Consider the following 18,539-nt stretch of genomic DNA (forward strand, 5'->3'; position numbering starts at 1 on the left):
CCCCATTCAGGAGGGAGAGCGTCAACTCATCGCTCCCTGACCAGCACGGCATACGGACCGCCGGCCGCCACCAGTGCCTCGTGCCGCCCGCGTTCCACGATCGTGCCGTGTTCGAGAACGACGATCTCGTCGCTGTCCCGCACGGTGCTCAGCCGGTGGGCGATCACCACACAGGCGCAGCCTCGCCTGCGCAGGTTGTCCATGACGGTCTGCTCCGTCTCCGCGTCCAGGGCGCTGGTCACCTCGTCGAGCACCAGGATGCTGGGCCTGCGCACCAACGCCCTCGCGATCTCCAGGCGTTGCCGCTGGCCGCCGGAGAAGTTCCGCCCGTCCTGCTCGACCCGGCTGTGGATACCGCCGGGACGGCGCGTCACGACGTCGTACAGCGCCGCGTCCTGAAGGGCGGCGACGACCGCGTCGTCCGGGATCGACGGATCCCACAGCGCCACGTTGTCGCGGACCGTCCCCTCGAAGAGGAAGACGTCCTGGTCGACGAAGGACACGGAGGCCGCGAGCGCGCCGCGCGGAATGTCCTCCAGGCGCCGGCCGTCGATGCGGATCGTGCCCTCCCAGGGTGCGTACAGCCCCGAGATCAGCCGGGAGACGGTCGACTTCCCGCTCCCCGAGCCGCCGACCAGCGCGACCTGCTGCCCCGGTCCGACCGTCAGCGAGAACCCGGTGAGCAGGGGCTTGTCCAGCGGGCTGTAGCCGAACGTGATGTTCTCCAGCTCGACATGGCCCTGAAGACGCCGGGTGGAATCGCCGGTGCCCGAGCGGGCGTAGAGCGGGTCGGCGCGGAAGTTCTCGACATCCTTGAGGCGGGCCACGTCGGCGGCGAAGTCCTGGATACGGCCCGCGACGCCGTTGAGCCGGGTGATCGGCGCGGTGAACCGGGTGACCAGCGCCTGGAAGGCGACCAGCAGCCCCACGGAGACATGCCCCTCGACCGCCCGCAGACCGCCGATCCACAGGATCAGCGCGCTGTTGAGCATCGCGAGCGTCGGTGCGACGACCCCGAGCCAGGCGCTCGGCACCCCGAGGCGCTGCTCCTCCTCCAGCGTGGTGGCGTGCTGTCCGGCCCATTTGCGGAAGTAGCCGTCCTCGCCGCCCGTGGCCTTCATCGTCTCGATCAACTGGAGCCCGGTGTAAGCGGTGTTGATCAGCCGGGCGCTGTCCGCGCGGAGCTTGGCGGTGCGGGTCGCGCGCAGCCGGATCACCACCCGCATCGCCACCACGTTGAGCAGCGCGACACCGATGCCGACGGCCGTCAGCTGAGGGTCGTACGTGTACAGCAGCACGGCGTACAGGACGACGACGATCGCGTCGACACCCGCGGCCGCGAGATCGCGGGCCAGGGTCTCGGCCACCGCGTCGTTCGACTGGAGCCGCTGCACCAGGTCGGCCGGGCTGCGCTGGGAGAAGAAGGTGACCGGCAGCCGCAGCAGATGGCGCAGGAAGCGGGCGCTGGAGAGCGTCGAGGAGATGATGCGGCCGCGCAGCAGATTCGCCTGCTGCAACCAGGTCAGCACCACCGTCAGCAGCACGGAGGCGCCCATCGACGCGAACAGCACGCCGAGCAGTGAACTCTGACCGCCGATCAGATACTGGTCGATGAACGTCCGGCTGAGCGCGGGCACCGCCGCGCCGACCGCCACCAGGAGCAGGCTCGCCAGCACCGCGGTGGGCATCGTGCCCGAAGTGCCGCGCAGTCGGGCCGGCATGGCCCCCAGCACCCCCGGTCTGCGGCCCCCCTTGCGGAAGTCGGGGCCCGGCTCCATCACCAGGACCACTCCGGTGAAGCTGGTGTCGAAGTCCTCCATCGGCAGGAAACGGCGGCCCTTGCCGGGGTCGTTGATGTGCACGCCCCGGCGCCCGAAGCGGCGGCCCATGCCGTCGTACACCACGTAGTGGTTGAACTCCCAGAACAGGATCGCGGGCACCCGCACCTCGGCGAGCGCGGCCGTGTCCATCTGCATGCCCTTGGCGGTCAGGCCGTAACTGCGCGCCGCCTTCAGCAGGTTGCTCGCGCGCGAACCGTCCCTTGAGACACCGCAGGCGATGCGCAGCTCTTCGAGCGGGATGTGCCGGCCGAAGTGGCCGAGCACCATGGCGAGGGACGCCGCACCGCACTCCACGGCCTCCATCTGGAGAACGCTGGGGGTGCGGACGTTCTTGACCCGGCCCTTGGGAGCACCGCGCCGGGGCGGGGCGGTGCGCCGTCTGTGCCGGGTGTCCGGTGCGGTGGTCACGGCAGGAGCCAATCGACGGGGCGCTGGTCGGCCAGCCGGATCGAAGCCGTGGCCAGGGTCATGGAGGTGAGCGCGTACGGCGGCCCGCCGGCCGACGACCACTTCAGGCCGCTCTTCGTGGTGGAAGAACGGTCGAGACGGACCAGGACGGCCACCGGCCTGCCCTTGTCGGTGAACTGCTCGCCCAACTGGTCGTCGCCCAAGAAGGAGGCGATCTGCTGCCGGCTCTGCACGCTCCGGCCCACCGTCTTCACATGGCCGCGCAGCACGCCGTACCGCTGGGCGGGCACCGACTGGACGGTGAGGTCGACGGCGGCGTCGGCGGGAATCGTGGCGGCGCTTCCCGCGGAGACGTACACCGTGGCGTACAACGGGTCGTCGGCGTGGGCGACCTTCTCCACGGCCGCGACGTTCGCGCCGGTCGAGATGATGGCGCCGATGGTGGCGGCGAGCGCGGTGACGCGACCCGAGGCGACCGTGCGGACGACCGAGGTCTCCCCTTGTGCCGTACGCACCTTCAGTACGGGGGCGTTCGCGGGGAGCCGTTCGCCCTCCTCGGCGAAGACGGCGGTGACCTGGCCGGCGACGGGGCTCTGCAGGATGTAACTGCCCTCCCCGTGGGTGAGGACGGCGGGCGCGCCGACCGTGGAGGCGACGGTGCCCGTCACGGCCCATACGGACGCGGCGGCCATGGCGATGACCGTCACGGACAGCACGAGCCAGCCCTGGGGGCGGGCGAAGCGCACCGGAAGGTCGAGTTCTTCGGGCGACCGCAGCTTGGCGAGGGCCTGTTGACGGAACTGCACGGGACTTGCCTCACCTGTCAGAGAGGTCTACGGCACCCGAGAGTCCCGGAACCGGTGGGGCGGTTCCGGGACTCGGCGGCGTGAAACGCGATCAGAGACCGGCGACCAGGCCGGTGACCGGGGCGGTGTTCAGGCCGGTCACACCCTCGACGGTGCCGACGGCCGTGCCCAGGAGGCCGGAGACCGGGGCAACGCCGTCCACCAGACCGGTGACGGAGCCGACGGCGTTCAGCGCGAGGCCACCGGAGACGTTGTCGAGGTCGGCGTCCGAGATCTCGGCGGTCTGGACACGGGGGGTGGAGTTCATGATGGAACTTCCCTTCATATGGATATTCACAAGGGGGAGAGCGGCCCCCTCTGGGGGGACAGATGACGGCCGCCACCGCAGGGGGTGCGGCTCCCGTTCCCGGGAGCACTGCTGCGACCTCCGCGGTGCAACGGATCAAAGCACGGCCGCGGGGCGGGCTTCCAATCAACCAGGGCTCCCACCTGCGCACTTGCGCTCCATCGGCGGTGAACCGTGCAGGCGCCCACACGCCTCTGCGGCCACTTCTTCACATGCTGCGCGGCATCGATCCACCCCAACCCTTGCGGCTCCCCGGCCGAATGGGGCAGTCCCGGCCCAATGAGGCGCAGGGGGGCGTGCGCCTGTGCAGATCCTCCGCAGGCGGTGACCCGCTTGAGCATGGGCTGTGCAGATTCACTGAACCCGGGATTCCATTACCGGTCATCGACGCAACGTAGCTGACCGGTCGCACACGGTACCCGGTGCGAGGCGGTGTGGCGGAGCCCGCCGGCCGGGCGGAGCGTGAACTCCACCCACCCGCCGGGCGGGAGGGTGCCGGGCCGCCGCGCGGCCGTCGTCGGTCAGCCGAGGATCGCGTACACCGTGCTCGCCCGCGCCGCGATCTCCGTCGACCCCTCGGCGGTCATCGTGATGTCCGCGAAGGCCATGCGGCGGCCCAGTTTGGTGAGGACCGCCTCGATCAGTACGTCCGCGTCCGTCACCGCCCGCTGGAAACTCGTGGACTGCTGAACCGTCGTCATGGGGACGAAAGCGCCGCGGGCCGCGGAGACAGCGATCACCGTCGCCGTGTCGGCGGCCGCCATCAGGGCCTGGCCGGACAGGCCGCCGCCCTCCCGGGCCAGCCGCGCGGACCACGGCAGCCGCAGGACGGCGCGGTGACTGTCCAACTCCGCCACGGACAGGCCGAGGTCGAGCACCCAGGGAGCGAAGTTGTCGGCGAGGATCTTGTCGGCTTCTACGAGGGTCAGCGTCATACGGCGCATTGTTCCCCTTCGGGCCGCCGGATCCCCGCACGGCCACGCGAGCCGGAAAGGCCCGATTGTCTCCGCAATCAACTGCTTTGGCTCAGCCAACTCCCGCTATTTGCAATGGCAGTTGAACACCCCGGGCGACCCACGCGTATCAACAGGCAACCAGGCGCCCCCCAGTCAGCTGCCGGACGGCGGCATCGACCCCGTCCCCAGGAGGTCAAGAGTTGAGTCACAAACGGATACCCAAGCGCAAGGCCGCCATCGCGGTGGGCGGCGTGGCAGCGCTCGGAGCAGCGGCTCTGCTGCTGCCCAACGCCAACGCGTCGCAGTCGAACGGGGACGACGCCACTCCCAGAACCTTCAAGGCGGGCGATGTCTCGGACGTCGCCTCCCAGCTCGCCTCCCAGCTGGGCGCCGCCTTCGCCGGGTCGTACTACGACGCGTCGAAGAACCAGATCATCATCAATGTCGTCGGTAACGACAGCAACGTCGTCAACCAGATCGAGAAGGCCGGAGCCGTGGCGCACCAGGTGCAGAACAGCACCTCCACGCTGCAGGCCGCCGCCAAGACCCTGAAGACGGACGCGACGATCCCGGGCACGGCGTGGTCCGTGGACCCGAAGACCAATGAGATCCGCGTGACCGCGGACTCCACGGTCACGGGTGACAAGTGGGACACGCTGAAGTCGACCGTCAAGGGCCTCGGTTCCGACGTGGCGACCGTCAAGAAGTCCGCGGGCACCTTCAAGACGTTCGTCGACGGCGGCGACGCCATCTTCGGCGGTGGCGCGCGCTGTTCCCTCGGCTTCAACGTCACCGCGGGCGACGGCAGCCCCGCCTTCCTCACCGCGGGCCACTGCGGTGTCGCCGCCGCCCAGTGGTCGGACGCGCAGGACGGCGCGGCGATCGCCACCGTCGACCAGGCCACCTTCCCCGGTGACGGCGACTTCGCCCTCGTCAAGTACGACGACCCGAACACGCAGGCCAACAGCGTGGTCAACGTCGGCAACGGGCAGACCGTCCAGATCAACCAGGCCGCCGACGCCGCCGTGGGCCAGCAGGTCCTCCGGATGGGCAGCACCACCGGTCTCAACGACGGCAGCGTCACCGGCCTCGACGCCACCGTGAACTACCCGGAGGGCACGGTCACCGGGCTCATCCAGACCGATGTGTGCGCCGAGCCGGGCGACAGCGGCGGCTCCCTGTTCACCCAGGACGGCAGTGCGATCGGCCTGACGTCCGGCGGCAGCGGTGACTGCACCGTCGGCGGCGAGACCTTCTTCCAGCCGGTCACCACCGCGCTGGAAGCGACCGGCGCGACGCTGGGAGCGGGAGGCGCCGGAGCGGGAGATGCCGGAGCGGGAGATGCCGGAGCGGGTGACGCCGGAGCGGGTGACGCCGGAGCGGGTGACGCCGGAGCGGTCGACCCGAGCGCCGGCGCCAGTGACCCGGCGGGCGCAGGCGACCAGGCGGGCGCCGGGGCCGACGACCAGGCCGGAGCCGGAGCTGACGACCAGGCCGGAGCCGGAGCTGACGACCAGGCCGGGGCGGGTGCCGACGACCAGGCCGGGGCGGGTGCCGACGACCAGACCGGTGCGGGCCACGACCAGTCCGGAGCCGCCGCGGACGAGAGTTCCGGGTGGTGACCACCCCCTGATGAAGCCGGAGACTCCGGCAGTCAAGAACCACTGACTCGGCCAACGGAACAGGGAATTCCGGTCGGCAGTGGAAAGGTCCGGCCCTCCGGCGGGAGGGTCGGACCGCTCCCTTTTCCCGATCGGGCCGCTCGCCCTTCGTGATCGGGACCTCTCGCTTTCCATGGTCGGACGCTCGCTCTCGGCGAGCCGCGTCGGCTTTCGCGAGCCGGGTCAGCCGAGCGGCCGTACCCGCAGCAGAAGCAGGGCGACATCGTCGGGCCGCTCCTGACCGGCCTCCTCGCCCCGCTGGAGCAGCGTGTCGGCCAGTTCGTCCAGGGGCTGGTCCCCGGTCGCGGCGAACCGTCGCCCGAGGTCGGCGAGGGCGTCCTCGATGTCGACGCCGGGGGACTCGATCAGACCGTCGGTGTAGAGGGCGAGCACGGACCCGGGAACGAGCGGCACCTCCGTCGTCGGATAGGTGGCGTCGGGGTCGATGCCGAGCAGGGGCCCGCCGGCCAGGTCGAGCACCCTGACCTGGCCGTCCGGCCGGCGCAGCAGCGGCGGCGGATGCCCCGCGCGGGCCATCACGGCCACCCCGCGCGCCGGGTCCAGCCGCAGGTACAGACAACTGGCGAACAGCTCGGTGCCGAGGTCGATGAGCAGCCGGTTGGTGCTCCTCATCACTTCCTCCGGCGCCTGGCCGACGGCCGTGTACGCGCGGACGGCGGTGCGGATCTGCCCCATCAGGCCCGCGGCCGTCACGTTGTGCCCCTGCACGTCCCCGATCACCGCCGCCGCCCGGCCGTGCGAGGACACCAGGTCGTAGAAGTCCCCGCCGATGTCCATGCCCTGGGTGGCCGGCAGATACCGCGCGGCCGCCTCGATCGAGGCCAGCGGCGGAAGTGAGGTCGGCAGCAGCGCGGCCTGCAGACCCTGCGCCAGCTGGAGCTTGGCGTCGTACAGCAGGGCCCGCTCCAGCGCCTGCGCGATCAGCCCGCTCAGACTGGTCAGCACCGCCTGCTCGTCGGCCGCGAAGTGGTGGGACTGCGCGTACCCGAGGACGCAGGTGCCCACCGGCCGCCCGGAGGCGATCAGCGGCAGATAGGCCCACGCGCCCATACCGTCGGGTGTCACGTTCCGCGACGGATACAGGCGCTCCAGTTGTTCGCGCGAGTTGAAGAACGCGGGCACACCGGTGTTCAGCGCCTGGGTGCCCGGGGTCTGCTCGCTCAGCGGCAGCCCGTCGAAGCGCTCCACGACGCGCGCGTCCGGATAGCCGCGATGCCCGAGCACGTGCAGGCGGCCGGCCCGGCTGCCGAGGACGACCAGGGCCTGGCTGCCGACGGCGGGCGAGATCTCGTCCGCGATCAGCTGGACCACGTCCTGCACGCCCGCCGCCTCGGTCAGCGCGCTCGCCAGGCTCAGCACGTGGGAGATCGTCACCAGGCGCGGGCTGCCGTCGCGCCGCTGCGGCCCCGCCCGGGTCATCTCGGACACCGGCCGGGCCCGCGAGATGCGGACGCTCAGCCCGGTCGTACTCGGATACAGGCGGAACGACAGCCACTCGCCCGGCGGGCGCAGCGCGACGAACGAGGTCACGTGCTGGCTGATCAGCGCCGCCCGGTAGCGGTCCTCGTAGACCGGGTCGTTCAGCCAGGGCACGGCCGCCCACAACTGGGTGCCAAGGAGGCGGCTGACGGGCACGTCGAGCAGTTCGGCGGTCGCGGCGTTGGCGAAACCGACCCGCCCGTGCAGATCGAGCGAGCACAGCCCGTACGGCAGTCGGGCCACCATCCGTGTGGCCTCCAGCGCGCCGAGCGTGCCCGCCGACGCCGTCGCGGTCGGTGTGAGCAGGTCGGGCTCGGGGCGCATCGGGCGGTGTTCCTCGGCGGCCCGCTCCAGCCGCAGCGCGAGCCGGTCGCAGGCCGCGGTGAGGTGTTCCCGCTCCCGGACGGAGAGGTCCGGAGGATGCGAGCCGGGCCATGTCACGTAGGCGGCGCCGTACACGGTGGTCGCCGTCGCCACCGGCAGGGCCGCGAGCGCGAAGGGGTAGGGGAGCACGACCGCGATCCGGGGGTACCGGCGGGCCATCTCGTGCTCGCCCCCCACCCAGATCAGCCGCCGCTCCCGTACGGCCTCGGCGACCGGGATCGGCGCGCTGAGCCCCACGCGCTCCCACGGCGCGGCGAAGGCCCTCGGCAGTCCGGCGGCGACCGCCATCTCCAGCACCGGCTCGTGGGACGCCAGCAGATACACGGCTCCCGAGTGGGCGTGCACGTCGTCCAGCATCGCGGCCAGCGTCAACGACAGCAGCGGCCGTCCCACCGGGGCCGGCCGACTCGCCGGCGCCTGTGCGGCCCCCTGCCCGTCGGACACGCCGACCACCTCCTCCCGGGACCGCTGCCGGCCTCCGGACCTCCAGGGATCAAGGCTCCCCCCTGAACGCCCATCGCGCACGGCGAGCGGGTGGACCTCGTACGGCTGGTCCGTGCCGTGCCCCTTCGGCCTTCGCCGCCGTGCCACCGAGCCCTGCATCCGGCCGGAGGCGCGGACCGTCACAACTGTCACCCGATCACCCCGCGAAACGCATGAATCAAGATGAGTTCGATTTCGTTCGATAGGCTGTCCCGTATGGGCTCCTTCGCAGGCCCGACGGGTTCGGAACGGTCACAGGGGCTGCGCCGGAGCCCTGGAAGCGCTGTAATTGCGGACGTGGTCAGTGAGGGTGCTGCGGAACGCGAAACGAGAACGTCGCGCGCCGAACTCGCCCTGAAGACGCTCACCGCGGACCTCGACCCGCACGAACGGCTGCACCGTCTGCTCGAACAGGCACTCGTCTTCACCGGTGCGACCGTCGCCGCCGTCTACTCACCGAACGTGAGCGGCGACGAACTGCATCTGGCCGAGTCCGCGGGAGTGCCCAGGACGCTGTACGGGCTCCGCGACAGCTACCCCCTGTCCGGCGGCTCCCCGGCCGTCGAGGCCCTGCGCTCCGGGGAGCCGTGCTGGCTCGGACCGCAGGAGGTCGCCCGCTGCGCCGACGCCCGGCGGCTGTCCTCCCAGGACTTCTCGCTGGCCGTCCTGCCTCTGCGGGACAGCGGCTGCCTGGTCGCCGTCAGCGAGAGTGCGCAGGGCTTCGGCCCCGTGGACCGGGTCTGCCTGGGGATGCTCGCCGACGCCGTCGTCTGCCCGCCGCCCCCGCTGCCGGACGATGTGGCCGACCTGCCCGCCAGTTCCTTCAGTCTCTCCATGGACACAGGGCATGTCGAGGTCGACGGCGAGGTGCTCGACCTGTTCGGGCTGACCTCCGCCGCCTTCGACGGCAAGGTCGAGACCCTGCTGTCGATGACCGTGCCCGAGGACCTCCCCTCGCTGATGTCCGCGGTGGAACCGGACCACATGTCCATCGGCGAGCGCGAGCTGGAGTTCCGCATCCTCCAGCCGTCCGGCGGACACAAGTGGCTCCGGCTGCGCGCCCGCCTGCTGCCATCCGGAGAAGGCCGCCCCGCACGGCTCGTGGGCACCGTCTCCGACGCCTCCAAACTGCGCTCCGGCGTGAACGACGTGGGCCGCGTCCAACGGCTCGCCGCCTCGCTCGCCACCGCCGGCACCGTCCGCGATGTCGGCCAGGCCGTCGTCGCCGCCCTGCGCAAACCCCTCCAGGCCGACCGGATCGCCGTCGCCGAGCTGGAGGGCGACCGCCTCGTGGTCACGCTGCTGGACCCGCCCGAGCCGGAGTTCTGGCCTGAGCTGTGGCGCAGTGAATGGCGCTCGGAGTGGCCCGACGCCCCCGTCCGGGCCATGCCCACGCTCGCGGCGGCCCTCCATGAAGGGCGCCCCGCCATCTGGCCCGCCGGCGCGGACCTGGAGGCCGCGCTCGCCGACGTCGGCCCCGGCGGCCTCGCCGTCCTGCCGCTCCCGGCGGGCGGACGCATGGCAGGGGCCTGCCTGATCGGCTGGGACACCCCGCACGAATTCGGCCCCGACGAGCGCGCCCTGCTCACCGTCTCCGCCGGCCTCGCCGGGCAGGCCCTGGTCCGCGCCCACGCCTTCGACGCCGAGCACGAACTGATCGGCATGCTCCAGCGGACCCTGCTGCCGCGCCGGCTGCCGGGGCTGCCCGGCGCGGTCGCCGTCGCCCGCTATCTGCCGACCACATCGGGCCTGGACGTCGGCGGCGACTGGTACGACGTGATCCCGCTGCCCGACAACCACGTCGCCCTCGTCATCGGCGACGTCCAGGGGCACAACGCCTCGGCCGCGACCCTCATGGGCCAGATGCGCACCGCCCTGCGCGCCTACGCCGTCGAGGGTCACCCCCCGGACGTGGTGGTCTCGCACGCCAACCGGCTCCTGCTCGATCTGGAGACCGACCTCTTCGCCACCTGCTGCTATGTCGATGTCGACATGGAGGAGGGGTCCGCCTGGTACGTGCGCGCCGGACACCTCCCGCCGGTGCTGCGTCACCCGAACGGCGTCACCGAGATCCCCGAATCGGAGGTCGGGCCACCGCTCGGCGTCATCCGGCAGGCCGACTTCCCCATGAGCCCGCTGCGGTTCCAGCCGGGCACCATCGTGGCGCTGACCACGGACGGACTGGTCGAGTCCGTCGAGGTCGACATCGAGGACGGCCTGAACCGGCTTGCCGCGGGCCTCTCCGACTCCGACCCCGCCCACCTCGGTCACGTGGCCGACGGACTGCTCATGGACGCCAACCGCAGCGACGACGTGGCCCTCCTGCTGATGCGCTACGACGGCATGGCGGTGCTCCCGCTCCGTGAGAGCTGGACCGTCTGGCGGGTCCCCGAGGCCGTCCGGCACGCCCGTCGCTACACCCGGCGCGCCCTGCGCGTCTGGGGCGTCGGCGAGCACGTGGACGCCGCCCTGCTGATCGTCTCCGAACTCGTCACCAACGCCCTGGTGCACACCGACGGGCAGGTCAGGCTCGACCTCACCCTCATCAACCACCGCCTGCGCATCGCGGTCGCCGACAACTCGCCCCGTACGCCGATCAAGCCCACCAGCATCGGCTGGGAGGCCACCGGGGGCCGCGGCATCCTCCTCGTCGAGGCGATGTCGGCGACGTGGGGCACGGTGCCGGTGAGCGGGGGCAAGCAGGTCTGGAGCGAGATCGCGCTCGACTGACGGACGAGGTGACACCCTGGGGCGGTGCGCCTCCTGCTGCTGTCCGACACCCATCTCCCGAAGCGGGCCAGGGTGCTTCCCGACCCGCTGCTCGCCGCACTCCCGCTCGCCGACGTCGTGATCCACGCGGGGGACTGGGTGGACACCGCCACCCTCGACCTGCTGGAAGCCCGTTCCCGCCGGGTCATCGGGGTGTACGGCAACAACGACGGTCCCGGCCTCAGGGCCCGCCTTCCCGAGACCGCCCGCGCCGACCTGCGCGGTCTGCGCCTCGGCGTCGTCCACGAGACCGGCGCCGCGCGGGGCCGTGAGCAGCGCTGCGCCGAACGCTTCCCCGACCTCGACGTCCTGGTCTTCGGCCACAGCCACATCCCCTGGGACACCACCGCGCCGACCGGTCTGCGCCTGCTCAACCCCGGCTCGCCGACCGACCGCCGCCGTCAGCCGCACTGCACGTACATGACCGCGACGGTGACCGACGACGGCCGGCTCACCGACGTGACCCTGCACCGACTGCCCCCGCGCACCGGCTGACCCCACGGCTACCGCGGATGGATCGCCCCGCCCGTCGCCGTCAGGGGCATCCCGCTGCCGCCCCAGCGCAGTGCGATGATCTCCGCCGCGACGGACACGGCCACCTCCTCCGGTGTACGCGCCCCGAGGTCGAGGCCGACGGGGGAGCGCAGCCGGGACAGTTCGCGCTCCGACACCCCGGACGCGAGCAGCCGTCCGACGCGGTCGTCGTGGGTACGGCGGCTGCCCATAGCCCCGATGTACGCGGCCGGGCGGCGCAGCGCCTCCTCCAGCAGCGGCACATCGAACTTGGGGTCGTGGGTCAGGACGCAGATCACCGTGTGCGCGTCGGTCGTCGTGCCGCTCAGATAGCGGTGCGGCCAGTCCACGACGACCTCCACGCCCGCCGGGAACCGTCTCGGCGTGGCGAACACCGGACGGGCGTCGCACACCGTGACCCGGTAGCCGAGGAAGGCGCCGATGCGGGCCACGGCGGCCGCGTAGTCGATCGCGCCGAAGACCAGCATGCGCGGCGGCGGTGCGAAGGAGTGCAGGAAGACGGTGACGGCGTCCTCGCGCCGTTCACCGTGCGGGCCGTAGTGCCGTTGCCCCGTGGCGCCCTGGGCCAGCTCGCCGCGCGCGTCGGCGGTGACGGCGACATCCAGCCCCGACGACCCGAGCGAACCGGCCACCCCGCCGGCCCTCCAGAACTCCGTCCCATCGCCCACCTCAGCCGCTACCCCGTCGGTCATCCCGGCCGCCACCGAGTCGGCCGCCCCGGCCACTCCGTCGGTCATCCCGGCCGCCACCTCGTCGGCCGCCGTGGGCGCCACCCGGTCGGCCGCCTCGGCTGTAACTCCGCCAGTCATCCTGGCTGGCGTCCCGTCCGCCGCCCCGGCCGTCACCCCGCCGGGCGGCCCCGGCTCCTCGTTCGGCCACACGGCGAGGGTGGCACCGCGCGGCGCGGGGCCCTCGAGCACCGTCGCCACCGTCACCGGGCGGCCCGCGGCCACCGACTCGGCCACCGCGGCGAAGGACGGATCGTCGGCGGGCGACACCCGCCTGACCAGCAGCGTGATCTCGCCGCCGCAGGTGAGTCCCACGGCGAAGGCGTCCTCGTCGCTGTACCCGAACGTCTCCAGGCGCGCCTCGCCCGAGGCGATCACCTCCTGGGCCAGTTCGAAGACCGCGCCCTCCACACAGCCGCCGGACACACTTCCCACGACCTCGTCGTCGGGACCCACCGCCATGGCCGCCCCCGGGTCGCGGGGCGCGCTGCGGCCGACCGCCACCACCGTGGCCAGCCCGAAGGGGGTTCCGGCCGTGTACCACTCGTACAGCGCCGGGAGGATCTCACGCATCGTCCGCTCCTCTCGCCGCGGTGTGCGTCTGTCTCAAGGATCCGGTCATCCTCCGGGATCCGCTCCGCGGCGGGTCCTCGTCGAGCGTTAATGCGTTGCCGCCGAGGGCGGCCGCCTGCTGCACTACGCAGGACGCGTTCAACCGGACCGAGGAGCAGCAATGCGCACACCGTTCATGTCCACCCAGGAAGGAATCACTCACACTTCGAAGGACATGACACCCGGTGCATATGCTCAACCTGGGAATTCTGGCGCACGTAGACGCCGGTAAGACAAGCCTGACCGAACGACTGCTGCACACGGCCGGGGTCATCGACGAGATCGGCAGCGTCGACGACGGCAGCACCCGGACCGATTCCCTCGCGCTGGAGCGGCAGCGCGGCATCACAATCAAATCCGCTGTCGTCTCGTTCGCGATCGACGACCTCACCGTCAATCTGATCGACACCCCCGGTCACCCGGACTTCATCGCCGAGGTGGAACGGGTGCTCGGCGTGCTCGACGGCGTCGTTCTCGTCGTCTCGGCCGTGGAGGGCGTCCAGGCGCAGACGCGCGTACTGATGCGGACGCTCCAGCGGTTGCGCATTCCCACGCTGATCTTCGTGAACAAGATCGACCGCCGTGGGGCGCGCTGCGATCACGTCCTGGAGAAGATCTCAGAGCGGCTCACCCCGGCGATCGTCCCGATGGGCGAGGTGGTCGAACCGGGCACGCGCGAGGCCCGCTTCACCGCTCACTCGGCCGTCCGGCTGCGGCCGCACCTCCTCGATCCGCTCGCCGACCACGACGAGGAACTGCTGGCCGCCTACGTCGAGGACCGGGTGTCGTACGAGCGGATGCGCGCCGCTCTCGTCACGCAGACCGGGGAGGCGCTGGTGCACCCCGTGTTCCTCGGATCGGCCATGACGGGTGCGGGCATCACCGAACTGATGGCGGGGATCAGGGAGTTGCTGCCCGTCGCGAAGGCGGACACCGACGGTCCGGTGTCGGGCACCGTCTTCAAGGTCGAGCGGGGAGCGGCCGGGGAGAAGATCGCGTACGCGCGGATGTTCTCGGGGACCCTGCGGACCCGCGACCGGCTCGCCCTGCGCGGCGGCGAGGAGGGGAAGGTCACCGCGATCAGCGTCTTCGACCAGGGCTCGGACGTCCGTGAGGCGTGTGTGACCGCCGGGCGCATCGGCAAGCTCTGGGGACTCGGCGCGGTCCGGATCGGCGACGCCATCGGCGTACCGCGGACAACGCCGGCGGGCGGGCACCACTTCGCCCCGCCGACCCTCGAAACCGTCGTCTCGCCCAGCAACCCGACCGGCAAGGGCGCGTTGCATCTCGCGCTGACCCAACTCGCCGAGCAGGACCCGCTGATCGATCTCCGGCAGGACGACGTGCGGGGGGAGATCTCCGTATCGCTCTACGGTGAAGTGCAGAAGGAAGTCATCCAGGCGACCCTGGCCGACGAGTTCGGCATCGACGTCGTGTTCCGCGAGACGACTCCGCTCTGCGTCGAACGGCCCGTCGGCTCCGGCGCGTCGGTCGAGTTCAACAAGAAGGACGCCAATCCTTTTCTCGCGACCGTGGGACTGCGCATCGATCCGGCGCCGATCGGTTCCGGCGTGGACTACCGCCTGGAAGTCGAACTCGGATCGATGCCGTACGCGTTCTTCAAGGCGGTCGAGGACACCGTCATGGAGACGCTGGGGCAGGGAATGCACGGCTGGCAGGTCACCGACTGCACCGTCACGATGACGCATTCGGGCTATTCGCCACGCCAGAGCCACGCCCACCAGGGCTTCGACAAGAGCATGTCCAGCACGGGTGCCGACTTCCGGGGCCTGACCCCGCTGGTGGTGATTGACGCGCTGCGGGAGGCCGGCAGCCAGGTGTACGAGCCGATGCACCGCTTCCGCCTGGAGGCGCCCGCGGACACCCTGGCCGCCGTGCTGCCCGTGCTGGCCGGACAGCGCGCCGTACCGCAGACCACCCAACTGCACGGGGCCTCCTGTGTGCTGGAGGGCGTCCTGCCGGTGGTCCGGACGCATGAACTGGAGCAGCAGCTCCCGGGGTTGACGCGGGGCGAGGGTGAACTGGAATGCGCCTTCGACCACTACGCGCCCGCGGCGCACGGCGCGATCCCGGACCGTCCCCGGAGCGATCTGAACCCGCTGGACCGCAAGGAGTACCTGCTGAACCTGACGCGCCGGGTCGGCGGGTGAGCCGGCCGCGGTGCTTCCGGCGCCGTGCGGCGAGGCCGGTGACGATGCGGGTGACGAGGCGAGTGGCGAGGCGGGCAGGCTGGGCGGGTGAAACGAGAAACTTACTCATGAGTCAGGGGTGTTGACGCCTCCCGGTACCGGCGAGATTGTTGTGGACATGTCGAAGTTGCGTGCGCGTCTGCTCGGCGTCCTCGTACTCCTCACCGGCCTCCTCACGGCGGCGGGCACCCGGCCCGCCGCCGCGGACGGACTCCCCGACTCCCTCTGGTTCGAAGAGTGATGCGCCCGAATTGCCCCCGATGATGGCGTCGTCTCGCCCACCCCTTTCACAAGGAGGACAATCATGTCCGCGACGACCGAACCCAACGTCGGTTCGTTCACCCTCGGCGGTCCGTCGACCGCCGAACCCGCTGAGACGATCGAGGTACCGGAGCACGAAGAGTGGACCCTGCCGAACGGCTTCGCCTGGGTCTTTCCCGGCGAGGGCAGCCGCGGCGGTCTTGTGCGGCCCGTGATCATGGCTGACGGCTTCAACCTCGGCCGGAGCAGGCTTGACTCCCTCTACGAAGGGCTGGAGACCGGCTACCCGTTCATCAGCGAGCTGCGTCGGCGCGGCAGGGACGTGATCCTGCTCGGCTTCGACGAGCGCAGCGCCTCGATCATGGACAACGCGCAGGCGGCCGAGGCCGCCGTCATGCGGACCCTCGCCGACCAGACCGGCGACACCCGCCTGGCCGTCGGCGGCTTCAGCATGGGCGGCATCGTCACCCGCTACGCACTCGCCAAGATGGAGAGGCAGCGGATGGACCACCGGACCGCGCTGTACTTCTCCTACGACAGTCCGCACCGCGGCGCTTCCATCCCGGTCGGCGTGCAGGCGTTCTCCCACTTCATTCCCTTCCCGAACGACTTCGCGCGGCAGATGAACAGCCCGGCCGCGCGCCAGATGCTGTGGCAGCACTACGACAAGGACACCGGCAAGATCGGCATCGCCCCGGAGCGCACGGAGTTCCTGGCCGCCCTGGAACGGGCCGGCGGCTGGCCGCAGATCCCGATGAAGATCGCCGTGGCGAACGGTCGCGCCGACGGGGTCGGCCTGCCGGACGTGAAGCCCGGCGAGGTCGCGCTGCGGATCGACCGGATCTACCCGGACACCACCTTCTACACCCAGGCCCAGGGTGACGGCGTGACGGCCGCCTACCTGAACCGCAGGTTCCCCAAGGCCGAGAAGACCATCACCACCAGCGGCTTCCCGGAACTGGACGGTGCGCCGGGCGGAACCCTGCACACATACAAGATCCTCGCCGACACGATGAAGAAGCTCGGCGGCAAGGTCGACCTGCGGCACGAGGACGTCTGCTTCGTCCCCTCGGTCAGCGCGGTGGCGATCCGTAACATCGAGAAGCAGGACGACCTGTACGTGAACATCAACGGGCTGGAGCCGGGGGAGAGCGAGCTGGACGACTTCCTCTGTTCGTCCACGACCACCGCGCACACGGCGATCACCGAAGAGCTGTGCATCTGGCTCATGGACCGGCTCCCCGACTGATCCCCGTCACGCTCCGGCAGGGCTGCCGTCCGCTCAAGCAGGGCGAACGGCAGCCCCTTCGGCCTTGCCGGGCTTCGCCGTCGCGACCCCCCGGCGCGGGTCTCCCCGCCGTGGTCGGCCGGGCCTGGGACCGGGGTTCGTAAAGAACTGGCCATGGCGCAAAATCGCTCTAGCTCGCCACGATGGCGAATGATCGAATCGGTGCTCGATTAATTTCGGTGGTGGGGGTGGGCTCCGTGCGGGCGAAGTCGTACATGGATCTGCATCGTGAAATGTCCGCGGAGATCGAGGCGGAGCGGCAGTCCGCACTCGAACTGCTGGGTCCCTCCGCCGCCTCGGTCCGGGCGGCGGTCGCCGAACTCCTGCAACACCGGACGTTCGCCTACCCCCTGTCCGTGCTGCCGGTGATAGTCCACGCCGTGGAGACGGGCACGACCGGGCCGGCTGTCCCCCTGGCCGTCGTGCACGAGCTGTGGTGGACCTCCGCGTGCTATCTGGACGACCTCGCCGACGGCCAGGCCGTCTTCGCCGCCGGTGCTCTCGGCGAGAGCGAGGCGCTGCTCGCCACCGTCATCGGCGGAATTCCGCTGCCGCTCCTCGTCGTTCAGTCGCCGCGGATCCCCGAGGCGGCGCGCGGCGTGCTGTCGGCCGAGATCGTGAGGTGCTGGATCACCGCCACCGAGGGGCAGTTGAGGGACCTTCGCGCGGATCTGGGCGCCGCCACGCGCGACGCCGTGGTCACGGCGTACCTCGGTAAGTCCGGAGCGCCGTACAGCATGGTCACCGCCATGGCCGCGCAACTTGCCGGCCGCACGCACGACAGAGTCGAACTCTGGAGGGAGTTCGGCAATGTCTTCGGCATCCTGTGGCAGCTGTTCAACGATCAGCAGGACATCCTGACCGGCCGCAACGAAGACCTCGTGAACGGCACGGTGACCTACCTGCTGGCGTGCGCCCTGGAGAACCCGGACCCCGGGTCGACGGCCCGCGTCCTGGAACTGCACGCCGCCGCACGCACGTCGTCCGATGCCCGCGCCGCACTCACCGACATCCTTCTCGCACCGGACGTGCTCCGTCGGTACGAGGAGGACATCAACGGCTTTCGCGACGGGGCCCACCGCCTCCTGGACCTGCTCGGCGGCGACGCGGCCCATCTGTCCGTCCTGCACGACATGGTGGACCGGGCCTCCCCGATGCTCCTGCGGGCGGCGGAGCCCGTCGCCCGAGCGGTTCCGGCCCCGCACTGAAAGCTACCTCCGCGACACGGCCGTCACCACGAACGCCGCCAGGGCGAAGGCGGTGCCGAGGAGGCATCCCGCGTACAGCCGTCCGCGCAATGAGCGGTACCTCTGCTCGTACTCGGTTCGCAGCTCCTGGCTTCGGCGAGCGGTGCGCTCCCACGAAACCCGTGTGAGGGCAAGGTGGTTGTCCTCGTAGCGGGCCTCCACCTCCTCCCGCTGCGTGTCCGTCAGCCAGACCAGCGAGCGCGTGAAGCGGACGGCCTCGGCGCGGCCCTCGGCACGGGTGGCCGCGATGAGGAGGTGGCCTTCGAGCTCGCTGATCAGGGCACCGGCCCCCGGCTGCCGTTCGTCCATGGCCGTCACCCGAGCTCCTTCGGGGCCGACGGTGTCCGCGCTCCCGCGGCGCCGGCCGCGGGGTGGTGCAGATCGAAGGCCGGGGACTCCGACCGGATGCGCGGCAGGACAAGGAAGTTGTGCCGCGGCGGCGGGCACGAGGTCGCCCACTCCAGCGAACGGCCGTACCCCCACGGGTCGTCGACCTCGATCTTCT

The 18,539-nt window shown here is 71.2% G+C and carries 14 protein-coding genes and 1 pseudogene; 7 read left to right on the forward strand and 8 right to left on the reverse strand.

Annotated elements, in window-relative coordinates:
* Positions 1-26: 26 nt before the first annotated feature.
* The 4 genes from ACWD68_RS33545 to ACWD68_RS33560 all read right to left on the reverse strand — a co-directional run bounded on the left by ACWD68_RS33545 (position 27) and on the right by ACWD68_RS33560 (position 4,336).
* Positions 27-2,249 carry an NHLP family bacteriocin export ABC transporter peptidase/permease/ATPase subunit gene (locus tag ACWD68_RS33545; RefSeq protein WP_451810225.1) on the reverse strand — a complete coding sequence of 741 codons (2,223 nt, stop codon included), beginning with the start codon at positions 2,247-2,249 and terminating at the stop codon, positions 27-29.
* Positions 2,246-3,055 carry an HlyD family efflux transporter periplasmic adaptor subunit gene (locus ACWD68_RS33550; RefSeq protein WP_451810226.1) on the reverse strand — a complete coding sequence of 270 codons (810 nt, stop codon included), beginning with the start codon at positions 3,053-3,055 and terminating at the stop codon, positions 2,246-2,248. Before ACWD68_RS33550 ends, ACWD68_RS33545 begins: the two co-directional genes overlap by 4 nt.
* A 91-nt stretch (positions 3,056-3,146) precedes the next feature.
* Positions 3,147-3,362 (reverse strand): type A2 lantipeptide, encoded by a 216-nt coding sequence (locus tag ACWD68_RS33555; RefSeq protein WP_451810227.1) that lies wholly within the window; start codon positions 3,360-3,362, stop codon positions 3,147-3,149.
* A 560-nt stretch (positions 3,363-3,922) separates the two neighbouring features.
* Positions 3,923-4,336, reverse strand: coding sequence for a PaaI family thioesterase (locus ACWD68_RS33560; RefSeq protein ID WP_451810228.1), 414 nt, complete (start codon positions 4,334-4,336; stop codon positions 3,923-3,925).
* A gap of 221 nt (positions 4,337-4,557) precedes the next feature.
* On the opposite strand from ACWD68_RS33560, the gene ACWD68_RS33565 reads away from it, so the two are divergent.
* Positions 4,558-5,979: a S1 family peptidase gene (locus tag ACWD68_RS33565; protein ID WP_451810229.1), complete on the forward strand. Its 1,422-nt coding sequence runs from the start codon at positions 4,558-4,560 to the stop codon at positions 5,977-5,979.
* Between the two features lie 222 nt (positions 5,980-6,201).
* Here ACWD68_RS33565 and ACWD68_RS33570 read toward each other — a convergent pair whose 3' ends face one another.
* Positions 6,202-8,355 carry a SpoIIE family protein phosphatase gene (locus ACWD68_RS33570; RefSeq protein ID WP_451810239.1) on the reverse strand — a complete coding sequence of 718 codons (2,154 nt, stop codon included), beginning with the start codon at positions 8,353-8,355 and terminating at the stop codon, positions 6,202-6,204.
* A gap of 327 nt (positions 8,356-8,682) precedes the next feature.
* On the opposite strand from ACWD68_RS33570, the gene ACWD68_RS33575 reads away from it, so the two are divergent.
* Both ACWD68_RS33575 and ACWD68_RS33580 read left to right on the forward strand, forming a co-directional pair.
* Complete coding sequence (locus tag ACWD68_RS33575; protein WP_451810230.1) at positions 8,683-11,115, forward strand: SpoIIE family protein phosphatase; 2,433 nt, start codon at positions 8,683-8,685, stop codon at positions 11,113-11,115.
* Positions 11,116-11,139: 24 nt separating this feature from the next.
* Positions 11,140-11,649, forward strand: coding sequence for a metallophosphoesterase family protein (locus ACWD68_RS33580; RefSeq protein ID WP_451810231.1), 510 nt, complete (start codon positions 11,140-11,142; stop codon positions 11,647-11,649).
* 8 nt (positions 11,650-11,657) lie between these two features.
* Here the strand turns inward: ACWD68_RS33580 and ACWD68_RS33585 are convergent, their stop codons facing one another.
* Positions 11,658-12,989 (reverse strand): XdhC family protein, encoded by a 1,332-nt coding sequence (locus tag ACWD68_RS33585; protein ID WP_451810232.1) that lies wholly within the window; start codon positions 12,987-12,989, stop codon positions 11,658-11,660.
* Positions 12,990-13,213: 224 nt separating this feature from the next.
* On the opposite strand from ACWD68_RS33585, the gene ACWD68_RS33590 reads away from it, so the two are divergent.
* The 4 genes from ACWD68_RS33590 to ACWD68_RS33605 all read left to right on the forward strand — a co-directional run bounded on the left by ACWD68_RS33590 (position 13,214) and on the right by ACWD68_RS33605 (position 17,995).
* The gene (locus ACWD68_RS33590) at positions 13,214-15,199 is read left to right on the forward strand and encodes a GTP-binding protein (RefSeq protein ID WP_451810233.1); all 1,986 of its coding nucleotides are present in this window, start codon (positions 13,214-13,216) and stop codon (positions 15,197-15,199) included.
* 157 nt (positions 15,200-15,356) lie between these two features.
* Complete coding sequence (locus tag ACWD68_RS33595) at positions 15,357-15,479, forward strand: hypothetical protein (RefSeq protein WP_451810234.1); 123 nt, start codon at positions 15,357-15,359, stop codon at positions 15,477-15,479.
* Between the two features lie 63 nt (positions 15,480-15,542).
* Positions 15,543-16,748 carry an esterase/lipase family protein gene (locus ACWD68_RS33600; RefSeq protein WP_451810235.1) on the forward strand — a complete coding sequence of 402 codons (1,206 nt, stop codon included), beginning with the start codon at positions 15,543-15,545 and terminating at the stop codon, positions 16,746-16,748.
* A gap of 182 nt (positions 16,749-16,930) precedes the next feature.
* The gene (locus ACWD68_RS33605) at positions 16,931-17,995 is read left to right on the forward strand and encodes a polyprenyl synthetase family protein (protein ID WP_451810236.1); all 1,065 of its coding nucleotides are present in this window, start codon (positions 16,931-16,933) and stop codon (positions 17,993-17,995) included.
* A 3-nt stretch (positions 17,996-17,998) separates the two neighbouring features.
* On the opposite strand, the gene ACWD68_RS33610 is transcribed toward ACWD68_RS33605, so the two are convergent.
* Positions 17,999-18,343 carry a hypothetical protein gene (locus ACWD68_RS33610; RefSeq protein WP_451810240.1) on the reverse strand — a complete coding sequence of 115 codons (345 nt, stop codon included), beginning with the start codon at positions 18,341-18,343 and terminating at the stop codon, positions 17,999-18,001.
* Between the two features lie 5 nt (positions 18,344-18,348).
* Positions 18,349-18,539, reverse strand: a pseudogene (locus ACWD68_RS33615) (cytochrome ubiquinol oxidase subunit I); the annotation flags it as partial.

The sequence above is a fragment of the Streptomyces sp. NPDC005141 genome, from assembly GCF_053599975.1.